The sequence below is a fragment of the Bacteroides sp. AM10-21B genome, assembly GCF_003472565.1.
Taxonomy (GTDB): Bacteria; Bacteroidota; Bacteroidia; order Bacteroidales; family Bacteroidaceae; genus Bacteroides; species Bacteroides propionicigenes.
In genome coordinates this window covers 464-23,994 of record NZ_QRME01000011.1, presented here as the reverse complement: position 1 = coordinate 23,994, position 23,531 = coordinate 464, and the positions used below count along the sequence as shown (strand labels likewise).

Genomic DNA, 23,531 nt, shown 5'->3' with positions numbered 1-23,531 from the left:
AATTTCCTATCAAAAGAACACTCCCAGCGAAAAGCTGAGCACATTATCCCGCCTGTGGAATCGTATTTGGTTGGCAAGGGGGGCTTCTTCGCCGGCACTCTCGTCGTAGATGGGCTTGTAGCTGATGCGTTTGGAGATGTTGTGCAGTCCGATGTCGTACCGGAAATCGAAGAAAACGCGGGAAATGGTTACGGCAACGCCGGCGGTGAAGCTGACGTTCAGCGGGTAGAGTTCTTCTTCAATATCCCGTTGGTCGAAATTATCAAAAGTAACCTTGCTTTGCTTGTCCCATATGTAGCGTATTTTCGGGCCGCCGAATACGGCAAGGCTGTAAGGCCCTTCTTTGATGATGTTGTAGCCGTAGATTACGGGAATCTCGAAACTGTGGATAGAGGAGGTGATGGATGCCATTTCGGGCACGCTGTTTTCGGGTGCGTCCTCCGGCAGCGGCTTTTCAAAGGTGATGTTGCAGCGGTTGATTGTATAAGACAGTTCCGGTTGCAGGAAATGGCGTTTGAAGTTTATCCGCATAAAGAACGAGCCGAAAAAGCCTATCTTGTAGTTGTTCTGCACTTCGTTGATGACAGTGCCGTTAAGCACTAAGTCCGACACGAGGAAAAGCGAGGAGGTGAAGCCGCCTTTGACGCCGAAGTTCACCCGTCGGTCATGGCGGTGGGTATGCAGGGGGTGTTCCGGTTCTTCCGTTCCGGGCACAAAGGGGAGTTGCCCCCACATGGCTGTGGAGAAAGCCAGTAGGCAAAACCCGAAAAGCAATCCTCTTTTTCCCATATTTGTTTTTGAATAATTAATGTAATGATACGCTTGGGTGTATCTTATCATTTTTTCTTCTCTACCGACCAGCCGAATTTTCCGATTTTCTCTCCCAATTCATAATAGCCTCCATGCACATAGACCAACAGGTTGGACTCTGCCAGTTCCAGTTTTCCGGTTTCCGTGTTCAGGTGGGAGGTGTCGGCACGCACATTCACCACGTCGGCTATGAACATATCGTGCGAGCCCAAGGCTACGATTTCCTTCACCCGGCACTCAATGCACAAGGGAGACTCCTCTATGAGCGGAGCGCTGACAACGGTACTCTTGCCGGGCGTCAGCTTCATCTCCTCGAATTTATTGTAATTCTTGCCCGAACGTACGCCGCACCAGTCGGTGGCACGTGCCATGTCTTTGGTTGTCAGGTTGATGACAAACTCCATGTTGCGCTTGATGATGTCGTAGGAGTGGCGTTCCGGACGTACGGAGATATAGCACATAGGCGGGTTCGTGCAAAGCGTCCCCGTCCATGCGACAGTCAGTATGTTGTATTCTTCCGGTGTGCTTCCGCAGCTCACCAGCACGGCGGGGAGCGGATAAATCATGGTTCCCGGTTTCCAGTCTTCTTTCATGAAATCGCTCAAATTATCTCTATTTCTTCTCTTTTCTGTTCTTTCTCGCAATAGTGGCATTTGATGACGCAATTATCCTTGTCTACCACATGAAACAGGGTGGGCATCGGCTCGTTGTTGGTGATGCACTTGGGATTGGCGCACTTCACGATGCCGCATAATTCGTCGGGCAGGTTCACTTCGCGTTTTTCCACCACTTCGTAGTCGCGGATAATGTTCAGTTTGACGTTGGGGGCAACTACGGCGATGCGGTTGATTTCCTCGTCACAGAAGAACTTGTCCGCTATTTTGATGATACCCTTTGTTCCCAGCTTCTTGCTCTTGAGGTTGAAGCCGATTGTGATGTTGTTGCTCATCTGTTCCAGTCCGAGAAGCGACACCACTGTAAACAGCTTTTCGGAAGGTATATGGTCGATAACAGTGCCGTTTTCTAATGCGGCAACCTGTAATTCTTGCTTTTTCTCGCTCATGTGTGATTGATGTATAAAGTGTAAAATTAGAAGTATGAAGTTTGAAAAAACACACTTATTTCCCGTCTCTTCTCACGTCGTCCAGCGTAATGCCGAGCACATCGCACAGGATGGCTTCGCGGGCATAGAGTCCGTTTTGCGCCTGTTGAAAATAATAGGCTTTGGGGCTGTCGTCCACGTCGAGCGCTATCTCGTTGACGCGGGGCAGCGGATGAAGGATGCGCAGGTTGGGACGGGTGTGTTCCAGCATCTTGTTGCGCAGGATGTAGATGTTCTTTACACGTTCGTACTCCATGAGGTCGGTGAAGCGTTCGCGCTGCACACGGGTCATGTAGAGGATGTCTGCATCGGCTATTACTTCTTCGGTGAAGTCGGTGTGTTCCACGAACTTAATGCCGTGTTCGCGGCAATAAATCTTGTACTCTTCCGGCATTTTCAGCTCTTCGGGAGCGATGAAATGGAATGTGGGGTTGAAGTGCCGCATTGCCATCAGCAGGGAGTGCACGGTGCGGCCGTATTTCAGGTCACCCACGAGGTAGATGTTCAGGTTTTCCAGTGTGCCTTGTGTCTTGTAGATGGAGTAGAGGTCGAGCATCGTTTGCGAAGGATGCTGGTTGGCTCCGTCTCCGGCATTGACGATGGGCACTGCGGTTACTTCGCTGGCATAGCGTGCCGCCCCTTCCAGATAGTGGCGCATCACGATGATGTCGGCATAATTGCTCACCATTTTGATGGTGTCTTTCAGTGTTTCGCCTTTGGACGAACTGGTGGCTTTAGGGTCGCTGAAACCGATGACGCGTGCCCCGAGACGGTTGGCGGCAGTTTCAAAACTTAAGCGGGTACGGGTGGACGGCTCGAAAAATAGGGTGGCGACAACTTTCTCATCAAGCAGATGCCTGTTGGGCTTTGCCTCAAACTCTTTCGCCATTTCGAGCATGTAGAGGATTTTTTCCTTGCTGTGTTCGGCGATAGTGACTAAACTTCTGTTTTCCATATCGTTGATATTCTTTTTACTTTTCGAGAGTGTAAAGGTACGAAAAAGATGTGGCGCACGAAAATGTGAGAGGACTTTTTTGAGATAAAAATGCTCGTTGCCGCCAATGACGCAGTTCATCGTCCGAAAGCACGCACCTCATCACCCGAAACCACGCAGCCCGTATGATTCGGCGTGCGTGGTCGGGCTTCGCGAGGTGTGTACTTTCGGGTGATGAGGTGCGTGCTTTCGGACGATGAACTGCGTGCTTTCCCGAGGAGAAAAAAGCGGCGGCAACAGCAGCGTTTTTTCTTTCTTTTTATGTTGCTGTTGTTATATAAATATAATATATATCATTTTTTTGCATAAAAAACGTGTGGAAAAAAAGGTCAAAAGCTTGTTTGTTAGCGAAGTATCGCGTTGAAACGGGTGCAAAAAATGTTCGGCTTAGAGCCGTTTCCTATGTAATTTTTTGCAGATTTTGCAAAAAAATGCATAGGATAACCCACTTTCCGAACCTAAAAAAAGACGAAAAAAACAGCGGTGTTTGAGTGTATATACATTATATTTCCGTACCTTTGTCCTATTATTATAATCACAGAAATTGTTGAACCGGACATGATAAAAAAAGTCGTAAAAGTCCTTTGGATTTTCATAGCACTGATAGCACTGGCATGCGTTATTATTTTCTTCTCGATAGCAAAAGGTTGGATTGGCTATATGCCTCCCGTTGAAGACCTTGAAAATCCCAATTATAAATTTGCAACGGAAATCTTCTCGGAAGACGGAAAGGTTCTGGGCACTTATTCCTATAGTAAGGAGAATCGTGTGTTCGTGGGATATAACGACCTGTCTCCCCACATCATCAATGCGCTGATTGCAACGGAGGACGTGCGCTTTGCCGAACATTCGGGCATCGATGCCATTGCCCTGTTCCGCGCTGTGGTGAAGCGTGGCATCCTGATGCAGAAGAACGCCGGCGGAGGAAGTACCATCAGCCAGCAGCTTTCCAAGCAGCTGTATTCGCCGAGCGCCGATAACATAATGGAACGTCTGTTCCAGAAACCCATCGAATGGGTTATCGCCGTAAAGCTGGAACGCTATTACACCAAAGAGGAGATTCTTACGATGTATCTCAATAAGTTCGACTTCCTGAATAATGCGGTCGGCATAAAGACTGCCGCCTACACTTACTTCGGTTGCGAGCCGAAGGACCTGAAGATAGAGGAAGCCGCCACGCTGGTGGGCATGTGCAAGAATCCGTCCCTTTACAATCCGGTGCGCTACAATGAACGTTCGCGCGGACGCCGCAACGTGGTGCTCGACCAAATGCGCAAAGCCGGATATATCACCGTTGAGGAGCGTGACTCATTACAGGCGTTGCCCTTGAAACTTTCGTATCACCGTGTAGACCATAACGAAGGCCTCGCAACGTATTTCCGCGAATACCTGCGCGGCGTGTTGAATGCCAAGAAGCCCGATAAATCGGATTATCGCGGCTGGCAGATGCAGAAGTATTACGAGGATTCGCTCGACTGGGAAACCAATCCGCTCTACGGCTGGTGCGAAAAGAACACGAAGAAAGACGGAAGCAAGTACAACCTTTATACGGACGGGCTGAAAATCTATACCACGATTGACTCCCGTATGCAGAAATATGCGGAGGATGCCGTGACCGAGCATCTGAAGGAATTGCAGGGCTATTTCTTCAAAGAGAAGAAGGGAGCCAAGAAAGCGCCTTATACTTTCCGCCTGACTCAGGAACAGGTGGATGAGATTCTGGGACGTGCCATGAGACTGTCCGACCGTTACCGCATCATGAAGAATGCCGGGGCTTCCGAAGCCGAAATAAAGAAAGCGTTCAACACGCCCGAAGAAATGTCCGTTTTCAGTTGGAGCGGCGAGAAAGATACCGTGATGACTCCGATGGACTCCATACGCTATTATAAATTTTTCCTGCGTGCCGGATTCATGTCGATGGACCCGCGCAACGGCCATGTAAAAGCGTATGTGGGCGGCCCGAACCACCACTACTTCAAATATGACATGGCGATGGTGGGACGCCGTCAGATTGGCTCTACCATGAAACCCTATGTGTATTCGCTGGCTATGGAGAACGGGTTCTCTCCCTGCGACCAAGCCCGTCACGTGGAATATACGCTGATAGACGAAAACGGGACGCCTTGGACACCGCGCAACGCCAACAACAAGCGCTACGGCGAAATGGTGACGGTGAAGTGGGGCCTGGCTAATTCGGACAACTGGATAACGGCCTATCTGATGAGCAAGCTGAACCCCTATGAACTGAAACGTCTGGTGCACAGCTTCGGTGTGCGCAACCGCGAGATTGTACCTTCCGTATCCCTCTGTCTCGGCCCTTGCGAGATTTCCGTAGGCGAGATGGTGAGCGCGTACACCGCATTTCCCAATAAGGGTATCCGGGTTGCACCGCTGTTCGTAACCCGCATCGAGGATAACGACGGCAACGTGCTGGCTACATTCTCGCCGGAGATGCAGGAAGTAATCAGTGCATCCAGCGCCTACAAGATGCTGGTAATGCTGCGTGCCGTAATCAATGAAGGTACGGGCGGGCGTGTTCGCCGCCTGGGAGTAAAAGCCGATATGGGCGGCAAGACGGGTACTACCAATTATAATGCCGACGGCTGGTTCATGGGCTTCACGCCGTCACTGGTTTCCGGCTGCTGGGTAGGCGGTGAAGACCGTGATATCCACTTCGATACGATGCTTCACGGGCAAGGCGCCTCCATGGCATTGCCTATTTGGGCCAAATATATGGTGAAAGTGCTTGGCGACAAGTCTTTGGGATATGATGAGAACGAAACATTCCAACTGCCCGAAGGCTTTGACCCGTGTAAGGATAATGAATACGAGGAGACGGAGCCTGCATCGGAAATGGGGCTGGACGACCTGTTTAATTGAAAATGAGATTCGGAACTTAAAAAATGGTTTATACAATCTGCATCGGCAGCAATGAGCATAGGAAGGACAATTTGGCGCTGGCGCGTAAGAGGCTGTCAGAGCTGTTTCCGAATATCCGCTTTTCTGCAGAGGCGGACACGAAACCTTTGTTCTTCCGGCGGCAGGCATTGTTTGCCAATCAGGTGGCACGCTTCATGTCCGACTGTGATGCCGACAAAGTAATGCACCATCTGAAAGATATAGAACGGGAAGCCGGAAGGACTCCCGATGAAAAGAAACAGGAGATTGTCCGTCTTGATATAGACTTGCTTTCTTGCGACAGCCGGGTGTATAAGCCGGAGGATTTGAAACGGGACTATATCGTGCGCGGGCTGGAGGAACTGGACGAAAAAGCGTAGCCGGACCGTTTCCCGAATAATAACACAGTAAATAAAGTTTTGACGATATGAAATTTCTGGGAATAATCCCCGCCCGTTACGCATCTACGCGTTTCCCTGCCAAGTCTTTGGCTTTATTGGGCGGAAAAACCGTTATCCAACGGGTGTACGAACAAGTGGCGGGTGTTCTGGACGATGCTTATGTGGCAACCGATGACGAACGCATCGAAGCTGCCGTAAAGGCATTCGGCGGAAAAGTCGTAATGACATCCGTGCACCACAAAAGCGGTACGGACCGTTGCTACGAGGCTTGCACCAAAGTGGGGGAAGGGTTTGATGTAGTGGTGAACATTCAGGGTGACGAACCTTTTATACAGCCGTCTCAACTGGAGACTGTAAAGGCCTGTTTTAACGACCCGTCCACACAGATAGCCACTCTGGTAAAACCCTTCACCGCAGACAACGGCTTCGAGGCATTGGAGAACGTCAACTCTCCCAAAGTGGTGCTCAACAAGAATATGAATGCTCTCTACTTCAGCCGTTCCATCATTCCCTACCAGCGTAATGCGGAAAAACGCGAATGGCTGAAAAACCATACATACTACAAACACATCGGCTTGTATGCCTATCGCGTGGAAGTGCTGAAGGAGATAACCTCACTTTCCCAATCTTCATTGGAACTGGCGGAGTCACTGGAGCAATTGCGCTGGTTGGAGAACGGCTATACCATTAAGGCAGGTGTCACCGAAGTGGAGACGATAGGCATCGATACCCCGCAGGACTTGGAGCAGGCGGAACGCTTCTTGCAAGCCCGAAACGCCAAATGAATACCTGATTGACAATGCCTGTGGACAGAACCATCCAACCCGAAGTGAGGAATATAGAGCACTTGGCCGTACAGATGCCCCGACGCTCTGTCATGCCCAATGGCGTATCTCTGAATGTGCTCGATTCCGGTGATAATGAAGTGGTGCGCATCGACTTGCTGATGGAGGGCGGACGCTGGCAACAGTCCCGGCCCCTGCAAGCTCTGTTCACCAACCGTATGCTGCGTGAAGGGACACGTCGGTACAATGCTTTGCACATAGCGGAGAAGCTGGATTATTACGGCGCATGGCTGGAATTGTCCATCGCATCGGAATATGCCTACATCACGCTCTATTCACTGAATAAATATCTGCCGCAGACGTTGGAGATACTGGAGTCTATCGTAAAAGAGCCTGTATTTCCGGAGAAGGAGTTGGGCATTATTATAGACAATAATATACAGCAATTCTTGGTCAATTCGTCCAAAGTGGACTTCTTGGCCCACCGGGCATTGATGGAGGCTGTGTATGGCAAGGAGCATCCTTGCGGACGGCTGGTGCAGAAGGACGATTACGGACGGATAAACCCGGCTGTGTTGCAGGAGTTCTACGACCGCCACTACCATTCATGCAACTGCACGATTTATGTATCCGGCAAAGTGAGCGATGATTGCATCCGGCGGATAGAAGACTTGTTCGGCAAGGAAGCGTTCGGCAGGGATTTCCGCAAACCGGAGAAGAAAGATTTTATCCCGGCTTCATCTGCGGACAAACGGATTTTTGTGGAGTATGCGGATGCCATGCAGAGTGCAGTCCGCATGGGCACGCTCTCTTTGGAACGCAACCATCCCGATTACCTGAAGACGCGGGTAATGGTGACGTTGTTCGGCGGATACTTCGGAAGCCGCCTGATGTCCAACATCCGCGAAGAGAAAGGCTATACCTATGGCATTTCCGCAGGCATCGTCCCGTATCCGGGAAAGGGGATGCTGGTTGTCAATACGGAAACGGCAAACGAGTTTGTAGAACCTCTCATTCAGGAGGTTTACCATGAAATAGACCGCCTGCAGAATGAATTGGTGCCGGAAGACGAACTCTCTATGGTAAAGAATTATATGCTGGGCGAGATGTGCCGCAGCTATGAATCGGCATTCTCACTGGCAGATGCGTGGATATTCGTCCAAGTTTCCGGTTTTGGGGACACTCACTTTGAGGATGCCCTGAATGCGGTTAAGGAGATTACCCCCGAAGATATACGCGAACTTGCCGGACGGCATTTGTGCAAAGAGAAATTAAAAGAAGTCATATCCGGCAAAAAAATGTCATAAAAAGCGGAATGCGTCTCGTGGTTTTAGCAGATTAATCGTATCTTTGTCCAAATCCTAATCAAGTAATTTGTAACCAAAGATGAAATATCTATATACTGCAATCATTCTGTTATTCTTGTCACAGGGAAATGCCGCAGCCCAAGAAAAAAGCGGTTTCTTTGATAAAATAAAAGGGACTTTCTCATCGGAAATAAAAATAGGGACGCATACGTTTAAAGACGGTTCCGTATATACCGGCGAGATGAAAGGACGCAAACCCAACGGCAAAGGAAAAACGGTTTTCAAGAATGGCGATGTGTATGAAGGCGAGTACGTCAAAGGAAAACGAGAGGGATACGGAGTTTACACTTTTCCCGACGGCGAGAAATACGACGGCCAGTGGTTTCAAGACCAGCAACATGGCAGAGGAATCTATTATTTTATGAATAACAACCGTTACGACGGTATGTGGTATCAGGACTACCAACACGGTAAGGGTACCATGTACTATTATAACGGCGACCTGTACGAAGGTGACTGGGCAAACGACAAACGTGAAGGCGAAGGCACTTATACTTGGAAAAACGGTTCCAAATATATCGGTTCGTGGAAGGATGACAAGAAAAACGGAGAAGGCACATTAATATGGAATGACGGCTGCAAATACGACGGGCATTGGAAAAATGATGTCCGCGACGGCAAAGGCACGTTTGAATATGCCAATGGTGACAAGTACGTGGGCGACTGGAAAGAGGATATGCAGCATGGAAAGGGTATTTACTTCTTCCATACGGGCGACCGCTACGAGGGTTCTTATGTGCAGGGCGAACGTACGGGCGCAGGTATTTACTACCATGCGAGCGGAAATAAATATGTAGGAAACTTCAAGAACGGTATGCAGGACGGGCACGGTATATTTACGTGGGCAAGCGGTGCTGTATATGACGGTCAGTGGAAGGACAACCAACGCAACGGTTATGGCGTTTACAAATGGAACGTCGGTGACTCCTACGAAGGTGAATGGAAAGATAATAAATTCAATGGTCAAGGAACCCTGATTCTTACCGACGGCACAAAATACAAAGGTGGTTTTGTGAACGGACTGGAAGAGGGAAGCGGCGTACAGGAAGATAAGAACGGCAACCGCTACGAAGGCTTCTTCAAACAAGGCAAAAAGGATGGCCCGTTTGTAGAAACCGACAAGAATGGAAAGTTAGTGCGGAAGGGAACCTACAAAATGGGAAGATTGGAAAACTGAGAATTGAGAATTGAGAATAAAAAAAGAGAGAGGGCTGCGCAATGAAACTGTGCAGCCCTCTCTCTTTTTTTATTTTCAATTTTTTATTCTCAAATAATGTATTGAGAACTGATGGATTCGTTTGACATTACTCTTCTGATAGTTTCGGCAAACATATCGGCAATACTTAATTGCTTAACTTTAGCGCACTTCTTGGCATAAGGAATACTGTCTGTGAAAACCATTTCCGTCAAACCGGATTCTTGTACACGGAATGATGCGGGGTCGGACATTACGCAGTGGCTGGCAATGGCACGTACGGACTTGGCACCGGCCTCCATCATGATATTGGCTGCTTTGGTAATAGTGCCTGCCGTATCTACGATGTCATCTACCAATACGACATTCTTGCCTTGTACATCGCCGATAATCTGCATGGTGGCAACTACGTTCGCCTTTTCGCGCGTTTTGTTGCACAAAACCAATGGTACACCGAGGTATTTGGAGAATGTGCTGGCACGTTTTGAACCGCCTACGTCGGGGGTTGCAATAACAAGATCATCCAGCTTTAATGATTCGATATAAGGAAGGAATACTGCCGATGCATACAGATGGTCAACCGGAATGTTGAAGAAACCTTGAATCTGGTCAGCATGGAGATCCATAGTAATCAAACGGTCGATACCTGCAACAGAGAGCAGGTCGGCTACCAGCTTGGCGCCGATGGAAACACGAGGTTTGTCTTTTCTGTCTTGACGTGCCCAACCAAAATAAGGAATAACTGCAATTACACTTTTGGCAGATGCTCTTTTGGCCGCATCAACCATCAGCAGAAGTTCCATCAAATTGTCGGAATTAGGGAAAGTGGATTGAACCAGGAATACGTTTGCGCCACGGATAGACTCTTCATAAGAAACGGCGAATTCACCATCAGCAAAGTGGGTGATGTTCATCTTTCCTAAGGGGCAATCAAGGCTGGCGCAGATTTTTTCTGCAAGGTATCTCGAGTTTGTTCCTGAGAATACCATAAAGGGTGCTTTTTCGCTCATTTTGTAATAGATGTTACCTATTTATTAATTTGCATGCAAAGGTATGAATTTCCCGCTACATAATACAAGACTTATTGTAGAAAAAATATTTTTCTTTACCGGATTTATTTGTAGCTTTGCTTTGTGAAACGCCTTTCATCTATATTATTGTCGGTGGGAATGCTATACTTGGTTGGTACGGCATTTGTTTCGTGCGTGGGTACGGCTCCCACAAAGGAGGTGCACCTGATTGACTCCTTGAATCAGGCGGCATACGCCTATCGATATAAAAATCTGGATTCATCGTTCCATGCGGCTTCAAGGGCCTATCAAGAGGCGGAACTTTACAGGCAGGGAAAGGCCGAAGCCTGTAATAACTTGGGATTCTGCGCCTTTATGCGTATGGATTTTGAACAGGCCGAGAGGTATCATCAGGAAGTGTACAATCTGACAAAGAACGAGTTGGAACTTCTTATCGCCGATATCGGTTTGATGAAGATTTATCAACGGACAGCGCTGAACAAGGAATTTTATGATTATCGAAATAGCGCCGTACGCCGTATGAAGCGTATTGCGGAGGATAATAACCTGTTTGCAGACAGGCATGAGCGAATGCGCCTGAGTTATGCGCGGTCGGAGTTCTATATTGTATCTGCCGTATACTATTATTATCTGCAACAGCGTCCGGAAGCTCTGGCATCCATAAATGAGGTGTCGGAGAACGAGGAACTGGCAACAGATACCAACCAGTTATTGTATTATCACTATATAAAAGGTTCGGCTTCTTTGTGTGAAGGCGAGACGCCGGATGAGCGTCGTCTAAGGGAATTTGACGAACTTTATACTACTTGGAGGCTGGCTTCCAGAAAAGGGTATTTGTATTTTGAGGGGAACGGTGTGCAAGGTCTGGCAAACCTGACGGCTTCGCCGGATGATTATGAATTTTTTCAAGGACGTCGTTCGCACGCTCTGAAGCAGTTTGGCGAGCCGATGGATTCTTTATTGCCCATGCGGTTGGGACAATTGGCTTTGGAGAAGTTCCGGCAATACAATGACATTTACCAGATAGCAGGCGCTTATGTGTCTATCGGGAAGTATCTGAATGCACACGGGGAGTATGGACAGGCTCTGGACACATTGACACGTGCTCTGGAATGTGTGAACGATCATCATCGCCGCTTTTACGATTGTCACGACAGCTTGGATTGGCTGAAGGCATATGACCGCCGTGATACGATATGCGCGGAGAAGTCGTGGATTCAACAGAAACTGAAGACCGTGCCCGAGTGGATTTCAAGAATACGAGAACAACTGAGCGTGACATATGCCGGACTGGAGATGAAAGAATATTCTGACTATAACAGGAATATCTATTTGGATATTCTGGAAGATACCCGTCAGGACAAAGAACTGGAAAGCCGCTACCAAGCATTGGAGAAGGAGGCGGGACAACTGAACTTCTTGCTTTTCTTTGTGATTACGGGAGTTATTTGGGTATTGATATTCTTTTGGTTCTTTAATAAACGCTCCAAAATACGCAACAAATTACATCTGCGCCGCTTGCAATCCATGCTGGATATATGTCAGGGGATAACTGCATCTATCCTCGCCGATGCACAAACCGAGGAGGATATAACGGATGCGATTTTAGCGGCAGTACGTCCTGAGCTGAAAGACTTATTCGGTACAGAAGATATATCTATTAAAGATAGAAAACTGGTATTCGCACAGCGCATGGGGAAAGATGAACAGGCTATGATGCAAGTAATCAACCCTTATATACAATGGGCGCTGGACAACGGAATGACTTCCATCTCCCTCGGCGAGGAACAGCGCAGGCTGGAAAAACAACGTTATATCCACGAACAGCACATCGCCGGAAACAAACGGCAGAATCTGATAAAAAAGGCTTGTCTGTCTATTGTGAACGGTATTCATCCGTATATTGACCGTATTCTGAACGAGGTGCACAAGCTGGTGCGCATGGGGTATATCCATGACGAAACTATCAAAAAAGAGAAGTATCAGTATATTGACGAGCTTGTCACCACGATTAACGAGTACAATGATATTTTGGCTTTGTGGATTAAGATGAAGCAAGGTACGTTGAGCCTGAACATTGAAGCATTTGAACTGAATGAACTCTTCGAACTGTTGAGGAAAGGAAGCCGGGCTTTTGAAATGAAACAACTGGATTTGGAAGTGCAACCGACCGATGCTTGCGTGAAGGCAGACAGGGCATTGACTCTCTTTATGATAAATACACTGGCTGAAAATGCGCGCAAATATACTCCTAAAGGAGGAAAGGTAAGGGTTTATGCCCGTAAGGAGAATGACTGCGTGGAAATATCCGTTGAAGATAACGGGTGTGGCCTGTCTCCGGAAGATGTTACCCGCATCGTAGGCGAGAAAGTGTATGACTCCAAAGCTATCGGTATGAAAGATGCGTCCGACCGGGAGGAATTGAGGAAGAACAAAGGTAGCGGATTCGGCTTGATGAACTGTAAGGGCATCATTGAGAAGTATAAGAAAACGAACCCGATTTTCAATGTGTGCCTGTTCAATGTGGAAAGCACATTGGGACAGGGCAGCCGTTTCTACTTCAGACTGCCTACCGGTGTACGCAAGGTTCTGACAATGATGTTGCTGGTACTGTTTGTGAGTGTGGCTTCCTGTACGAAGGCAGCCGGCGATGATGTGCCTATGGACACTCTTACGGATTCGTTGACATTGGCTTTGCAGGAAGAATACGGGGTATTGCTGGACCGGGCTTCCGATTATGCCAATGAAGCGTACTACTGTAATGTGGACGGCGAATTTGCAATGGCTTTGCAATATATAGATTCCGCAATGACTTGCCTGAATGAACATTATAGGAAGTATGCCGGGCAACCGGACCGCTATATGACTTTAACGGGGAATGATATGCCTGCCGAACTGGACTGGTGGAACGAGATGTTCAATTCCGATTTTCATGTGATACTGGATATTAGGAATGAGGCGGCTGTGGCGTTTCTCGCCTTGAAGCAATGGGATAATTACAATTATAATAATAGCGCTTATACTACTTTGTATAAGCTGCTGGGTGAAGATCAGTCTCTGGAGAGCTTCTGTCGTGAACTGGAACGTTCTACGAATAATAAGATGGTGAGTATCTTACTGGTCGCTATTTTGCTGGTTACGCTATGTCTGGGGTATTACATCCTGTATTTTCGCCGGAGGTTGGTGAACCGTTGGAATCTGGAACAAGTGTTGGAAATCAACAAACAGGTATTTACTGCGTCTGTAATGCCTGTATCTGAAAATGAGGAGATGCTGCAACGGGAAGAAGATACGTTGAAAGATATTCCGCAACAAATAGCGAACAATGCGTTCGATGCCGTTAATGAGTTGCTGGGCATAGAACGGCTGGGTATTGCTGTATATAATGAAGCCGCCCGCAAACTGGAATACGCCGCCAATCCTCTGGAAGAAATAACCGAGGGGCAGCTGCCTGCATGGACAGACCTGATGCAACGTTGTTTTAAGGAGCAAATGTACTTGTCGGAGAATGGAATGCAAGCGCTTCCTCTTGTCGTGAAAGCCGGAAATTCCAGTCAATGTATAGGAGTGCTGTGTTTGGTGAGAAGTGAAGCGCAACAAGAATCCGACCGTTTGCTGCTGGAACTGATAGCCCGCTACGTTGCGATAGTGGTATTTAATGCGGTGGTGAAGTTGGCCATAAAATACCGGGATATCGAAACGGCTCAGGATGAAGCACGCCGTGCATCATGGGAAGATAGCTTGCTGCATGTGCAGAATATGGTGCTCGACAATTGTTTGTCTACCATCAAACATGAGACGATTTATTATCCCAACAGGATAAAGCAGCTGATAGGCAGGCTCCGTTCCGGTGAATTGCCGGAAACGGAAGAACAGGAAACTGTGGCGGCCATCAGTGAACTGATAGAGTATTATAAAGGCGTATTCTCTATTTTGAGCCAATGTGCGTCCCGCCAGCTGGAGGAGGTTACTTTCAGGCGTACGGTGATTCCTGTACCCGGACTGCTGGAAGCTGCGGAGAAGTATTTCCGCAAGGCAAGCAAGGGAGTTTCTACCTCCGTTGTTTTCAATGCGGAAGCAGTGGATGAGTCAGTTGTCGGAGATGTGAATCAATTGCGTTTTCTGCTGGAGAATCTGATTGATGAAGCCCTGTCTGTATCTGTTTCAGGAAAAATCTGCCTGACTTGTGCAGTAGAAGATGATTTTGTGCGTTTCCTTTTTACGGATATGCGGCGGGAGAAAACAAAGGAAGAATTGAACCAATTGTTCTACCCGGACTTGGCACGTATGACGGCAGGTGAAAGGGGAGAGTTGCATGGTACGGAATATCTGATATGTAAACAGATTATTCGCGACCATGATGAATTTGCAGGAAGGAGAGGATGCCGCATCAATGCAGAGCCGATGGAAGGGGGAGGATTTGCAGTATACTTTACGTTGCCCCGTTGTCTAAAGAGAGTTTAGCCCGGAGGATAATTGTTTTTTCTCGGAGCAAATCAAAATAAGTTAGGATGAAAAGATATGAAATATGAAAGCAAAGAAATTTAAAGTCATCATTGTAGAAGACGTAAAACTGGAGTTAAAAGGTACGGAAGAGATATTCCGCCATGAGATACCGGATGCGGAAGTTATCGGTACCGCCATGACGGAACAGGAGTTCTGGACCTTAATGGAAGCCGGTGTACCTGATCTCGTGTTGTTGGATTTAGGCTTGGGTGGCTCTACTACTATCGGTGTGGATATTTGCCGCAATATCTTTAAACGGTATCCCGGCGTGCACGTGCTGATATTTACCGGAGAGATTTTGAATGAGAAACTATGGGTAGATGTTCTTGATGCAGGAGCTGACGGTATCATCCTGAAAACCGGAGAATTGTTGACAAAGACGGACGTACAAGCCGTTATGGATGGCAAGAAACTTGTTTTTAATTACCCCATATTGGAGAAGATTGTGGAACGCTTTAAGACTTCCGTCCAAAATGACGCGAAACGGCAGGAAGCCGTCATCAGTTACGATATAGACGAATATGATGAACGTTTTCTGCGCCATTTGGCCCTGGGATATACCAAAGAAATGATTGCCAATCTGAAAGGAATGCCGTTCGGAGTGAAATCATTGGAGAAGCGGCAGAATGATTTGGTAGGACGCCTTTTCTCGGCTTCCGAACGGATGGGAGTGAACGCTACGCGCCTTGTTGTGCGTGCACTTGAACTGCGCATTCTTGATATTGACAACTTGGAAGCGGACGATGAATAGTCCGGAGGCACTGAGAAACTATGAGAAATAAATGGCGCATGCCCCATCCTGCAACGATGTTCTTCCTGTTGACGCTGGGAGTCATCTTTCTGTCGTGGATATTTGATGTCTACGGTTTAAGCGTGCGTCTGCCTCAGACCGGAGAAGAAATACGTGTACAAAGTTTGTTGAGCCCGGAAGGGATTCGTTGGTTGCTGCGCCATGTGGTGACAAACTTTACCGGTTTTGCTCCGTTGGGACTGGTTATTGTGGCGATGTTCGGAATAGGAGTTGCCCGGCATTCGGGGTTTATAGATGCGTGTATACGCAAAGGCATACGCAACCGGGAACATAATCCGTGGCGTATTGTGCTTAGTGTTATTGTTCTGGGATTGCTGTCCAATGTAGTGGGGGATGCCGGATATATCATATTACTGCCTATTGCCGCAACATTGTTTCACTCAGTGGGATTGCATCCCATAGGCGGTATTATTGCATCCTATGTGTCTGTATCGTGTGGTTATAGTGCCAATATTCTTTTAAGTACGCTCGACCCTATGCTTGCGGCTGCAACACAAGAGGCCTCTGATATGACGAATGTATCGGGTGGAAGAGTCGGACCGCTATGCAATTATTATTTCTTTTGTATATCTACTTTTCTATTGATATTCATTATCTATTACATCACCCGTAAAAAGTTATTGCCAAGTTTGGGAAAATATAATGGGAACAGTGCTTTCTGCGGTTATAAGCAGCTCTCTCGTAAGGAACAGAGGGCTTTGTGGGGAGCGGTAATTGTAGGGTTGCTTTATGCAACGCTTGTTCTGTGGGCTACATTCTCTTCATGGGGAATTTTGAGGGGTGTCAACGGCGGGCTTATCCGTTCACCTTTCATTATAGGTATCTTGTTTTTGCTCTCTTTGGGTATCGGTTTAATGGGAATGGTATATGGATTTGCATCAGGGCGTTATCGTACGGACAACGATGTAATAGAGGGGCTGACCCAACCGATGAATCTATTGGGCGTTTATTTTGTCATTGCTTTTTTTGCTTCCCAGATGTTTGCTTGCTTTGAGTATTCCCATTTGGATAAATGTATCGCAATAATGGGAGCGAATGCACTCTCTTCTGCCCAACTGGATAGTTTGTGGATATTGATATTATTCATTCTGTTTACTGCTCTTATCAACCTTATAATGGTTTCCTCCACGTCGAAGTGGGCGTTTATGTCTTTTATCTTTATTCCGGTATTGGCCGGTATGGGAATTTCACCGGATATGACGCAATGTGCATATCGTATTGGTGACAGCGCGACGAATGCCATAACCCCCTTTATGTTCTATATGCCGCTTGTGCTGACCTATATGCAGCAATACGACAGGCAGTCCACATATGGTTCACTACTTCAATATACATGGAGATATTCGTTGGCTATTCTTATTGCCTGGACTGCTTTGTTTGTACTTTGGTACGCCTGTAAACTACCACTTGGGTTGTGATATCTTGACATTATAGATAGAGCAGAATGTGAATGATATTGATTTAAATAAATCGTTTGGAAAAACATATACATTTGTTAAGACTGTTCTGAATAACTTGAGAATACTTGGAAATCTATTACATTATAGCTGTTAATAAGTAAGTTTATGTTTGAATTTTGTTTGCTAAAATATAATTTAATGGTAAATATTATTTGCAAATAATAGCTAAGAAGTCAAGACGATATATTATTTTTGCAAAAAAAGGTATTCAATAATGATACTATAATATAACCATTGAAACAAAAATGAAAACAGAATTAATAGAAAATTTGGATTTTACAGAGGAAGATTATAATGAAAAAATTGCCGGTGAGGATGTTGCCACTTTCAACGAATTTATAGATGCCGTTATTGCATTTGTAGAACAAAGTGGAGGTACTTTGGAAGATGCAATTGTTATGGCTAATGATACCTATTATCAGTTGTAGTACAATTATAATTGATACCGAAATAGGAGAGGGATTGTAAAAACTCTTCTGACATATAACTCGTATATTCTTTAGAATGACTTCATGGGAGTTAATGTGTTGTATTTCAATTATACAACTATTTACTCTTTATGCAAGATATTATCATTTTAATACAGATAATAAATATTTTGAATATAATATTTGCAGTTTTCATAAAAAAGCGTACCTTTGCACCGCAATTAAGGCTGGTTCCGTAGCTCAGCTGGATAGAGCAACGCCCTTCTAAGGCGTGGGTCTTGCGTTCGAATCGCAACGGAATCACTTCTGTAAAACGCTGATTATCAATAAGATAATTAGCGTTTTTTTCTTTTTTATCAATCGCTATTGGATTAAAAAAAACGAGAAAATGCTCACTTTTGAGCGATTTATCTTGTCGAAATCTTGTCTAAGGATTTCTCTAATTTTTTTAGACCATGGCAACAATCAGATTAGCTTTAATTCCAGCAAAGGTATTGAGTGATGGTTCACACAAAATTCGTATAGCTATCCATCATCGAGAAGAAACGAAGTATATTGTCACTCGATTTAAAATCGACCATCTTTCTCAATTCAAAAACGGACAAGTAGTAAAACGTCCGGATGCAGCAATAATAAATACTAAGTTACGTAATATTCTGAATGAATATCAAGAAAAGCTTGACAGCATCAAATGTATTCAAATGTACGACTGCAAGCAATTACGTGAAATATTGGTCAACAGTACACCGGCAGGACAAACAGCATCGATATTTCAAGCTGTATCTCAAGCGTACATCAACGAGCTTATCGAGGACGGACGTGAAAACTACGCCAAGTTACTTGAACGGAATTGCAGGTACTTTACTGAATTTACAAAGGGAGAATTCTTATTATCTGAAATCACGCCGGAGATTATTAGTAACTATGACCGCTTTCTGCGAAATACGAAAAGAGTAGGAGAGACTACTATCAGCATGATGATGTCCCGCACAAGAACAATTATCAATCGTGGAATTAAAAAACAATTGGTTAAGTATGATGTGAATCCATTTGCTTATTACTCAATCAAAAGTTCTCCTGTTAGAGAAGTTGACATAACAGTAGAAAACTTAATAAAGATAAAAAACTACGCACCGAAAGAGAAAAGACTGCGTGTAGCAAGAGATTTATTTATGCTCTCATTTTATCTTGGTGGAATAAACTTGGCTGACTTGCTTAATGTTGATTTCAGAAGAACTGATAAAGTGGAATATATAAGAAAAAAAGCACGCAATCTAAAGCAAGGGGAACAACGGATAGTCATTCCGATTCCAGATGTAGCGAAATCGATAATAAATGAATGGATGAATCGCAATACTGGGAAACTTGATTTTGGTTATAAGTTCACCTACTCAAATTTCTATCGATATTTAACGCGGAACATAAATCTTTTAGCGGAGAATCTAAACGTCAATCAAAAGGTCGTTTACTATTCAGCCCGCAAGACCTTCGCCCAGTTTGCATCAGAACTTGGAATACCCGATAGCGTGATAGACTACTGCCTTGGACATTCGGATAAAAGCAAGGGTATCATAAGGTACTACACGAAAGTCAAACAGAAACAAGCGGAGATAGCCATCAACAGGGTGATTGACTATGTAAACAACCCGGAGAAGTACCAAGACTACATAGAGATGAGGGCTGATATTATGATGATGAAAGGATAAGAAGAAAGGCAATCCCTGGTGTTCGAGCATATCGGGGATTTTTATATCAATTGCTTATTATCAACGCCCAATTATCCATAATAGTCATATCCCAACGTGGCACGTCAAATTCATTATTGACTGATACATTTATGCTTTTACCAGCACTGCAAATTTAATCAAAACACAATTTTTACCATTCTACTAAATGTAGATATTTAGAATATTATAGATATTTACTTCTAACTAAAATTACATAACTTACCCATATTTTCAGTAACAATGAGTATCTTTGCTTATCAATATTAAATTTGTAGAAATGAAAGACTTTAATGACTATGATATTTTATATCCAGAATTAATAATTGACATCTTGAAATATTTTCATGTCAGTAATAGTATCAATAAGAGAAATATTGTAGATTTTTGTACAACACACTCTCCACAGGGGGTACAATTTTTACAGCCAGCTATCATTACCAAGATATGTGATATATTGTGCAATAACAATATAATGTCTTTGATTAAAGGGGGAACTGCACTGGGGATAAACAATAATTATGGATATGTAGGAAATTTAGATGCTTTAGTTACCCTAAAGGACGAAATGTCCCATTACTATAACTCTGTAGTTTATGGTTTCGAATATGTATATAATTTCTACAAAGATAAGGTTATTCCTATTATCGCATATACAGAAGATAAAAAGCCTATGATGGGAAGTTGCTTTAAGTTTCTTAATGGCATTGTTACCGCTAAACACTGTTTAGAAGACGGGGCTTATGTTTCAATACCAGGTTATAGCAAGGAACAATTAAGCAAAGCCAAAATTTATATAAGTGACAATGATGCTATTGATATAGCCTATATAGATTTGTCTCAAAAAACGGAGCAAGTTTTTATTCAAGATCCATATATCTTAGATGATATTCTTGTTATGGGATATCCAATGATACCTCGTTTTCTTAATTTTCTCACGGTTGAAAAAGCTACAGTTTCGTCTTTAGCAAATGTTCGTTTTGCCCCATCACGTGGGGCTATTACTTCCATTGCAAATGAAATGTTCACACAAAATATCACTCAATTAATGTTAATAACAGCTCGGATAACAGGTGGTAACAGTGGCGGACCAGTTATTAATAAATATGGTTCCATTGTTGGTGTTGCGATTAGCGATACAATAGCCGAAGGAGATAGTTATGATGAGCTTGGCTATGGTGTCGCTATTCCTATTAAAATAATAAATTCAATTATAGCCCAAAAACATGAAATGCCTGTTCGCTTTGAGGACTTTCACGAATAAAACACATGAAAATGGAAACAATACAGATTGTAAAAATAACAAATCAGAAAGAGGTATATATCTGCTCAAAAAAGAGTTCAAAATAATTCTTTTCACTAATTTACTGAACTTTAAGACAGAAATTACCACTGCCATAAATCACAACTCACCCCAGCTCCAACATAAAAACCACCCGGATATCCATACCCAACCTGTAACCCCAATCCCCAACGCTTCTTCTTCGGAACTATGTTTTTTAGTAGAGTTGATACCCTTTATAATTCCATTCTCACAAGATGGTCGTCCAAGGTCTTAGGGTTACATTTCAACTTTCGACAAATAGCTGCCTTGCTGTATCCATATTCAAGCATTGTACGGATAAGGCTTTCTTTACCTGTCAATTTATACTTTGAATTATGGCCTCCTTTATAACGACCTAATTTTTGTCCCTCAGCCACACGCCGAGCAAGCCCCTCCTTTGTCCGTTGGCTTATCAAATCACGTTCAATTTGTGCAGATAAACCAAAGGCGAAAGCAAGTATCTGTGATTGAATATTATTACCAAGTTCATATTTCTCTTTAACCGTAAGAACAGTGATATTCTTTTGCATAAGAGTGTTCAATATAGACATAACTTCCATTAATCGGCGACCGAGACGACTGATTTCTGATGCAATAAGGGTATCTCCTTTCTTTAATTTCTTAATGAGTGGACCGAGTTTTCGTTTTTTGGCAGACTTTGTGCCTGATACCGTTTCGGATATCCATTTATCAATAGACAATTCTCTGATGCGAGCAAATTTCTCAATTTCGAAGCGTTGATTTTCAACTGTTTGTTTATCCGTTGATACTCTGATGTAAGCGTAAATCATTTTTGCCTGTAAAAGTAAGGATAGTATCTGTGCGAACAAAACTCACATTAGACGCCCCTAAAAAGTAAGATTATGGCGGATAAAAGAGAAAATGAAATGAAAGAGCTACTTTCAGTTGATTATGTAAGGGGATTGCTTGGAAATAACAGTGGAAAAATATCTTTTGGGCTTTTGAAGAAAAATTTATTATTAAAATTATCTTCTGTTGGAATTAAAAAAGAAGATGGTGGCGGTGCTGGTATATGTATGCCGAACGTCGGTATTATTTTTGCTTATAACTCAAATAATCCGACTCAATATATTGTATATATGTATATTAGAAATATTGGAGATTTTGCTATTCGAATTCCTTTGACGTCAAACGAACTTACATTAGGTGCACAAAATAATCAAGGGACCTCTGTTGTTAATGGGGCAGATACTCAGATATGTCTATATATAGATAAAGATTCATTACCATAAAAGATATATAGAAATTGACAATTAAAGAACTATCATATTCTTTGCCCCTTAAATATATGGGATATGGAAGAGAAATTGGATATACCTATGAATGAACTTACAATTAAATCAGACTACGAGTACATTTACATAGAATTAGGTAGGAATCAGGGAAAGATAAAAAAAAGTGATTTCATCAAACTGCTAAGTTCGTCTTTCTCTACATTAGTACTTGGTGATAATTTATCAACTGACGGCAGCGTACTAATAGCAGGTAAAAGTAGAGAATATATTCTACAATCAATCGGAACTGAATATAGTAGTGGAAATATTTGTATTCAATATGGAGTAAGGAATACTTTAGGTAAATGGGTGTCAACATGCAATTTAGATGTAGATAAACATGTTTATGTATTTTCTAATAGAGGGATAATGGTTGGAGTTGCTGAATCGCAAATAATCAATGTAGGAGAAGAAGTTCAATTAAGCTGGAAGAAAATATCTTTTACCTAATAACTCACTGTCTTTTTTACTCACTATTCTCAGCCATATCTTCTGCCCCTAAAAAGTATAATGATGGCAGATAAACGAATGAATGAGTTTCAACAGGTGGCAGATACGGAATATATGTATGCGGAAGATGCGAACGGTTCGCAGGTGAAAATAAAGAAGAATGATTTGTTCTCTTTATTATTTCAATTGAAAGGAACTTTTGAAGGAGATCTTAATGATTTAAAAGAAAATAGTGTATTTTATACAACAGGTAATACAATAAACGGATATAATACTGGAATATTACTGTGTTTCGCTTTAAATGGTGCTGCTATACAAATTTCGACCAGCGTATATAATCGTAATATTGGATATAGGACATTATTGTATAATAATGGAAAATGGGATCAGTGGACGGACTGGAAAGCAATATCTTTTACTTGATTTTCATGTAAATGCCTGTACGTGCTTTTTGTACCATATTCATTGCCCCTAAAAGGTACAAGGGTATGACAGATAAGAAGATGAATGAGTTTACGCCGGCAACGGATGCAGCATACGTTTATGCAGAGTTAGGAGATGGCTCACAAATAAAGATTAAAAAGGATGATTTAGCAAAAACCATAGGTGAAATAATGTTGGATGAAAAATCGTTCCCTTATAATACGTATAAATGGGGTGAATGGTGTACGGATTGCAATACTATTATCAATAGTTGTACAATCTCATTAGAAGCGATAAACTGTGCTAATATTCCTAATGGATTTACTGGAGTTGGTTTATTGAGTACTTTTGCACTTCAAGACGGAAGCTATATTATGCAATTTTTATGTGGTCTCAATAATTGGAAATTATATTTTAGAGTATCTGCAAACAAAAGTAACTTTTATGATTGGAAGTTAATTACTCTTACTTAATTAGGAAGTATTATTTAACTCCTTGTATATCCGCCATATTCTTTGCCCCTAAAA

Annotated in this window: 21 protein-coding genes, 1 tRNA gene and 1 pseudogene; 16 read left to right on the top strand and 7 right to left on the bottom strand. The window is 43.8% G+C overall.

The features are described 5' to 3' along the window. Positions 1–9: 9 nt before the first annotated feature. Genes DW121_RS13865 through pyrB form a run of 4 tightly spaced genes read right to left on the bottom strand, consistent with a single transcriptional unit; the run spans position 10 to position 2,867 of the window. Complete coding sequence (locus tag DW121_RS13865; protein ID WP_118324137.1) at positions 10–789, bottom strand: porin family protein; 780 nt, start codon at positions 787–789, stop codon at positions 10–12. Between the two features lie 47 nt (positions 790–836). Continuing rightward, positions 837–1,403, bottom strand: coding sequence for a flavin reductase family protein (locus tag DW121_RS13860; RefSeq protein ID WP_117711738.1), 567 nt, complete (start codon positions 1,401–1,403; stop codon positions 837–839). Positions 1,404–1,411: 8 nt separating this feature from the next. Continuing rightward, positions 1,412–1,873: an aspartate carbamoyltransferase regulatory subunit gene (gene pyrI, locus DW121_RS13855; protein WP_117711737.1), complete on the bottom strand. Its 462-nt coding sequence runs from the start codon at positions 1,871–1,873 to the stop codon at positions 1,412–1,414. A 55-nt stretch (positions 1,874–1,928) separates the two neighbouring features. Further along, a complete protein-coding gene (gene pyrB / locus DW121_RS13850; RefSeq protein ID WP_117711736.1) occupies positions 1,929–2,867 on the bottom strand; it encodes an aspartate carbamoyltransferase in 939 nt (312 codons plus the stop codon). Between the two features lie 597 nt (positions 2,868–3,464). On the opposite strand from pyrB, the gene DW121_RS13845 reads away from it, so the two are divergent. From DW121_RS13845 to DW121_RS13825, 5 genes are all read left to right on the top strand, one after another. Further along, complete coding sequence (locus DW121_RS13845; RefSeq protein ID WP_117712001.1) at positions 3,465–5,786, top strand: transglycosylase domain-containing protein; 2,322 nt, start codon at positions 3,465–3,467, stop codon at positions 5,784–5,786. 23 nt (positions 5,787–5,809) lie between these two features. After that, positions 5,810–6,184, top strand: coding sequence for a 2-amino-4-hydroxy-6-hydroxymethyldihydropteridine diphosphokinase (locus DW121_RS13840; RefSeq protein ID WP_117711735.1), 375 nt, complete (start codon positions 5,810–5,812; stop codon positions 6,182–6,184). A 47-nt stretch (positions 6,185–6,231) separates the two neighbouring features. Further along, on the top strand, positions 6,232–6,990 hold the full coding sequence (gene kdsB, locus DW121_RS13835) for a 3-deoxy-manno-octulosonate cytidylyltransferase (RefSeq protein WP_118324135.1): 759 nt from the start codon (positions 6,232–6,234) through the stop codon (positions 6,988–6,990). 14 nt (positions 6,991–7,004) lie between these two features. Then, complete coding sequence (locus DW121_RS13830; protein WP_118324133.1) at positions 7,005–8,297, top strand: M16 family metallopeptidase; 1,293 nt, start codon at positions 7,005–7,007, stop codon at positions 8,295–8,297. A 79-nt stretch (positions 8,298–8,376) separates the two neighbouring features. Beyond that, on the top strand, positions 8,377–9,534 hold the full coding sequence (locus DW121_RS13825; RefSeq protein WP_117711732.1) for a phosphatidylinositol-4-phosphate 5-kinase: 1,158 nt from the start codon (positions 8,377–8,379) through the stop codon (positions 9,532–9,534). Positions 9,535–9,623: 89 nt separating this feature from the next. On the opposite strand, the gene DW121_RS13820 is transcribed toward DW121_RS13825, so the two are convergent. After that, the gene (locus tag DW121_RS13820) at positions 9,624–10,562 is read right to left on the bottom strand and encodes a ribose-phosphate pyrophosphokinase (RefSeq protein WP_187120043.1); all 939 of its coding nucleotides are present in this window, start codon (positions 10,560–10,562) and stop codon (positions 9,624–9,626) included. Between the two features lie 159 nt (positions 10,563–10,721). On the opposite strand from DW121_RS13820, the gene DW121_RS13815 reads away from it, so the two are divergent. From DW121_RS13815 to DW121_RS13785, 7 genes are all read left to right on the top strand, one after another. Further along, positions 10,722–15,047 (top strand): DUF5113 domain-containing protein, encoded by a 4,326-nt coding sequence (locus DW121_RS13815; protein WP_118324131.1) that lies wholly within the window; start codon positions 10,722–10,724, stop codon positions 15,045–15,047. Positions 15,048–15,111: 64 nt separating this feature from the next. Beyond that, entirely contained in the window at positions 15,112–15,840 is a 729-nt protein-coding gene (locus tag DW121_RS13810; RefSeq protein ID WP_117711730.1) for a DUF5932 domain-containing protein, read from the top strand. Between the two features lie 20 nt (positions 15,841–15,860). Continuing rightward, positions 15,861–17,318: an AbgT family transporter gene (locus tag DW121_RS13805; RefSeq protein WP_117711729.1), complete on the top strand. Its 1,458-nt coding sequence runs from the start codon at positions 15,861–15,863 to the stop codon at positions 17,316–17,318. Positions 17,319–17,605: 287 nt separating this feature from the next. Then, positions 17,606–17,788 (top strand): hypothetical protein, encoded by a 183-nt coding sequence (locus tag DW121_RS13800; protein ID WP_117711728.1) that lies wholly within the window; start codon positions 17,606–17,608, stop codon positions 17,786–17,788. 229 nt (positions 17,789–18,017) lie between these two features. Next, positions 18,018–18,091 (top strand) — tRNA-Arg (locus tag DW121_RS13795). A 152-nt stretch (positions 18,092–18,243) separates the two neighbouring features. Beyond that, complete coding sequence (locus DW121_RS13790) at positions 18,244–19,494, top strand: site-specific integrase (RefSeq protein WP_118324129.1); 1,251 nt, start codon at positions 18,244–18,246, stop codon at positions 19,492–19,494. Between the two features lie 298 nt (positions 19,495–19,792). Further along, positions 19,793–20,776 carry a serine protease gene (locus DW121_RS13785; protein WP_118324127.1) on the top strand — a complete coding sequence of 328 codons (984 nt, stop codon included), beginning with the start codon at positions 19,793–19,795 and terminating at the stop codon, positions 20,774–20,776. 122 nt (positions 20,777–20,898) lie between these two features. Here the strand turns inward: DW121_RS13785 and DW121_RS15950 are convergent. Both DW121_RS15950 and DW121_RS13780 read right to left on the bottom strand, forming a co-directional pair. Then, a pseudogene (locus tag DW121_RS15950) lies at positions 20,899–21,006 on the bottom strand (DUF6808 domain-containing protein); the annotation flags it as partial. Between the two features lie 24 nt (positions 21,007–21,030). Then, on the bottom strand, positions 21,031–21,627 hold the full coding sequence (locus DW121_RS13780; protein WP_118324185.1) for a master DNA invertase Mpi family serine-type recombinase: 597 nt from the start codon (positions 21,625–21,627) through the stop codon (positions 21,031–21,033). Between the two features lie 72 nt (positions 21,628–21,699). On the opposite strand from DW121_RS13780, the gene DW121_RS13775 reads away from it, so the two are divergent. The 4 genes from DW121_RS13775 to DW121_RS13760 all read left to right on the top strand — a co-directional run bounded on the left by DW121_RS13775 (position 21,700) and on the right by DW121_RS13760 (position 23,477). Then, positions 21,700–22,089 carry a hypothetical protein gene (locus tag DW121_RS13775; RefSeq protein WP_118324125.1) on the top strand — a complete coding sequence of 130 codons (390 nt, stop codon included), beginning with the start codon at positions 21,700–21,702 and terminating at the stop codon, positions 22,087–22,089. A gap of 63 nt (positions 22,090–22,152) precedes the next feature. Then, positions 22,153–22,581 carry a hypothetical protein gene (locus DW121_RS13770; protein WP_118324123.1) on the top strand — a complete coding sequence of 143 codons (429 nt, stop codon included), beginning with the start codon at positions 22,153–22,155 and terminating at the stop codon, positions 22,579–22,581. 63 nt (positions 22,582–22,644) lie between these two features. Then, on the top strand, positions 22,645–23,004 hold the full coding sequence (locus DW121_RS13765; RefSeq protein WP_158573931.1) for a hypothetical protein: 360 nt from the start codon (positions 22,645–22,647) through the stop codon (positions 23,002–23,004). Positions 23,005–23,069: 65 nt separating this feature from the next. Beyond that, positions 23,070–23,477, top strand: coding sequence for a hypothetical protein (locus DW121_RS13760; protein ID WP_118324119.1), 408 nt, complete (start codon positions 23,070–23,072; stop codon positions 23,475–23,477). The last annotated feature ends 54 nt before the right edge of the window (positions 23,478–23,531 follow it).

Excerpts from the sequence above, each read along its gene's own strand:
- DW121_RS13865 (WP_118324137.1), bottom strand. The coding sequence starts at position 789 with ATGGGAAAAAGAGGATTGCTTTTCGGGTTTTGCCTACTGGCTTTCTCC.
- DW121_RS13860 (WP_117711738.1), bottom strand. The coding sequence starts at position 1,403 with ATGAAAGAAGACTGGAAACCGGGAACCATGATTTATCCGCTCCCCGCC.
- pyrI (WP_117711737.1), bottom strand. The coding sequence starts at position 1,873 with ATGAGCGAGAAAAAGCAAGAATTACAGGTTGCCGCATTAGAAAACGGC.
- pyrB (WP_117711736.1), bottom strand. The coding sequence starts at position 2,867 with ATGGAAAACAGAAGTTTAGTCACTATCGCCGAACACAGCAAGGAAAAA.
- DW121_RS13845 (WP_117712001.1), top strand. The coding sequence starts at position 3,465 with ATGATAAAAAAAGTCGTAAAAGTCCTTTGGATTTTCATAGCACTGATA.
- DW121_RS13840 (WP_117711735.1), top strand. The coding sequence starts at position 5,810 with ATGGTTTATACAATCTGCATCGGCAGCAATGAGCATAGGAAGGACAAT.
- kdsB (WP_118324135.1), top strand. The coding sequence starts at position 6,232 with ATGAAATTTCTGGGAATAATCCCCGCCCGTTACGCATCTACGCGTTTC.
- DW121_RS13830 (WP_118324133.1), top strand. The coding sequence starts at position 7,005 with ATGCCTGTGGACAGAACCATCCAACCCGAAGTGAGGAATATAGAGCAC.
- DW121_RS13825 (WP_117711732.1), top strand. The coding sequence starts at position 8,377 with ATGAAATATCTATATACTGCAATCATTCTGTTATTCTTGTCACAGGGA.
- DW121_RS13820 (WP_187120043.1), bottom strand. The coding sequence starts at position 10,562 with ATGAGCGAAAAAGCACCCTTTATGGTATTCTCAGGAACAAACTCGAGA.
- DW121_RS13815 (WP_118324131.1), top strand. The coding sequence starts at position 10,722 with ATGCTATACTTGGTTGGTACGGCATTTGTTTCGTGCGTGGGTACGGCT.
- DW121_RS13810 (WP_117711730.1), top strand. The coding sequence starts at position 15,112 with ATGAAAGCAAAGAAATTTAAAGTCATCATTGTAGAAGACGTAAAACTG.
- DW121_RS13805 (WP_117711729.1), top strand. The coding sequence starts at position 15,861 with ATGAGAAATAAATGGCGCATGCCCCATCCTGCAACGATGTTCTTCCTG.
- DW121_RS13800 (WP_117711728.1), top strand. The coding sequence starts at position 17,606 with ATGAAAACAGAATTAATAGAAAATTTGGATTTTACAGAGGAAGATTAT.
- DW121_RS13790 (WP_118324129.1), top strand. The coding sequence starts at position 18,244 with ATGGCAACAATCAGATTAGCTTTAATTCCAGCAAAGGTATTGAGTGAT.
- DW121_RS13785 (WP_118324127.1), top strand. The coding sequence starts at position 19,793 with ATGAAAGACTTTAATGACTATGATATTTTATATCCAGAATTAATAATT.
- DW121_RS13780 (WP_118324185.1), bottom strand. The coding sequence starts at position 21,627 with ATGATTTACGCTTACATCAGAGTATCAACGGATAAACAAACAGTTGAA.
- DW121_RS13775 (WP_118324125.1), top strand. The coding sequence starts at position 21,700 with ATGGCGGATAAAAGAGAAAATGAAATGAAAGAGCTACTTTCAGTTGAT.
- DW121_RS13770 (WP_118324123.1), top strand. The coding sequence starts at position 22,153 with ATGGAAGAGAAATTGGATATACCTATGAATGAACTTACAATTAAATCA.
- DW121_RS13765 (WP_158573931.1), top strand. The coding sequence starts at position 22,645 with ATGGCAGATAAACGAATGAATGAGTTTCAACAGGTGGCAGATACGGAA.
- DW121_RS13760 (WP_118324119.1), top strand. The coding sequence starts at position 23,070 with ATGACAGATAAGAAGATGAATGAGTTTACGCCGGCAACGGATGCAGCA.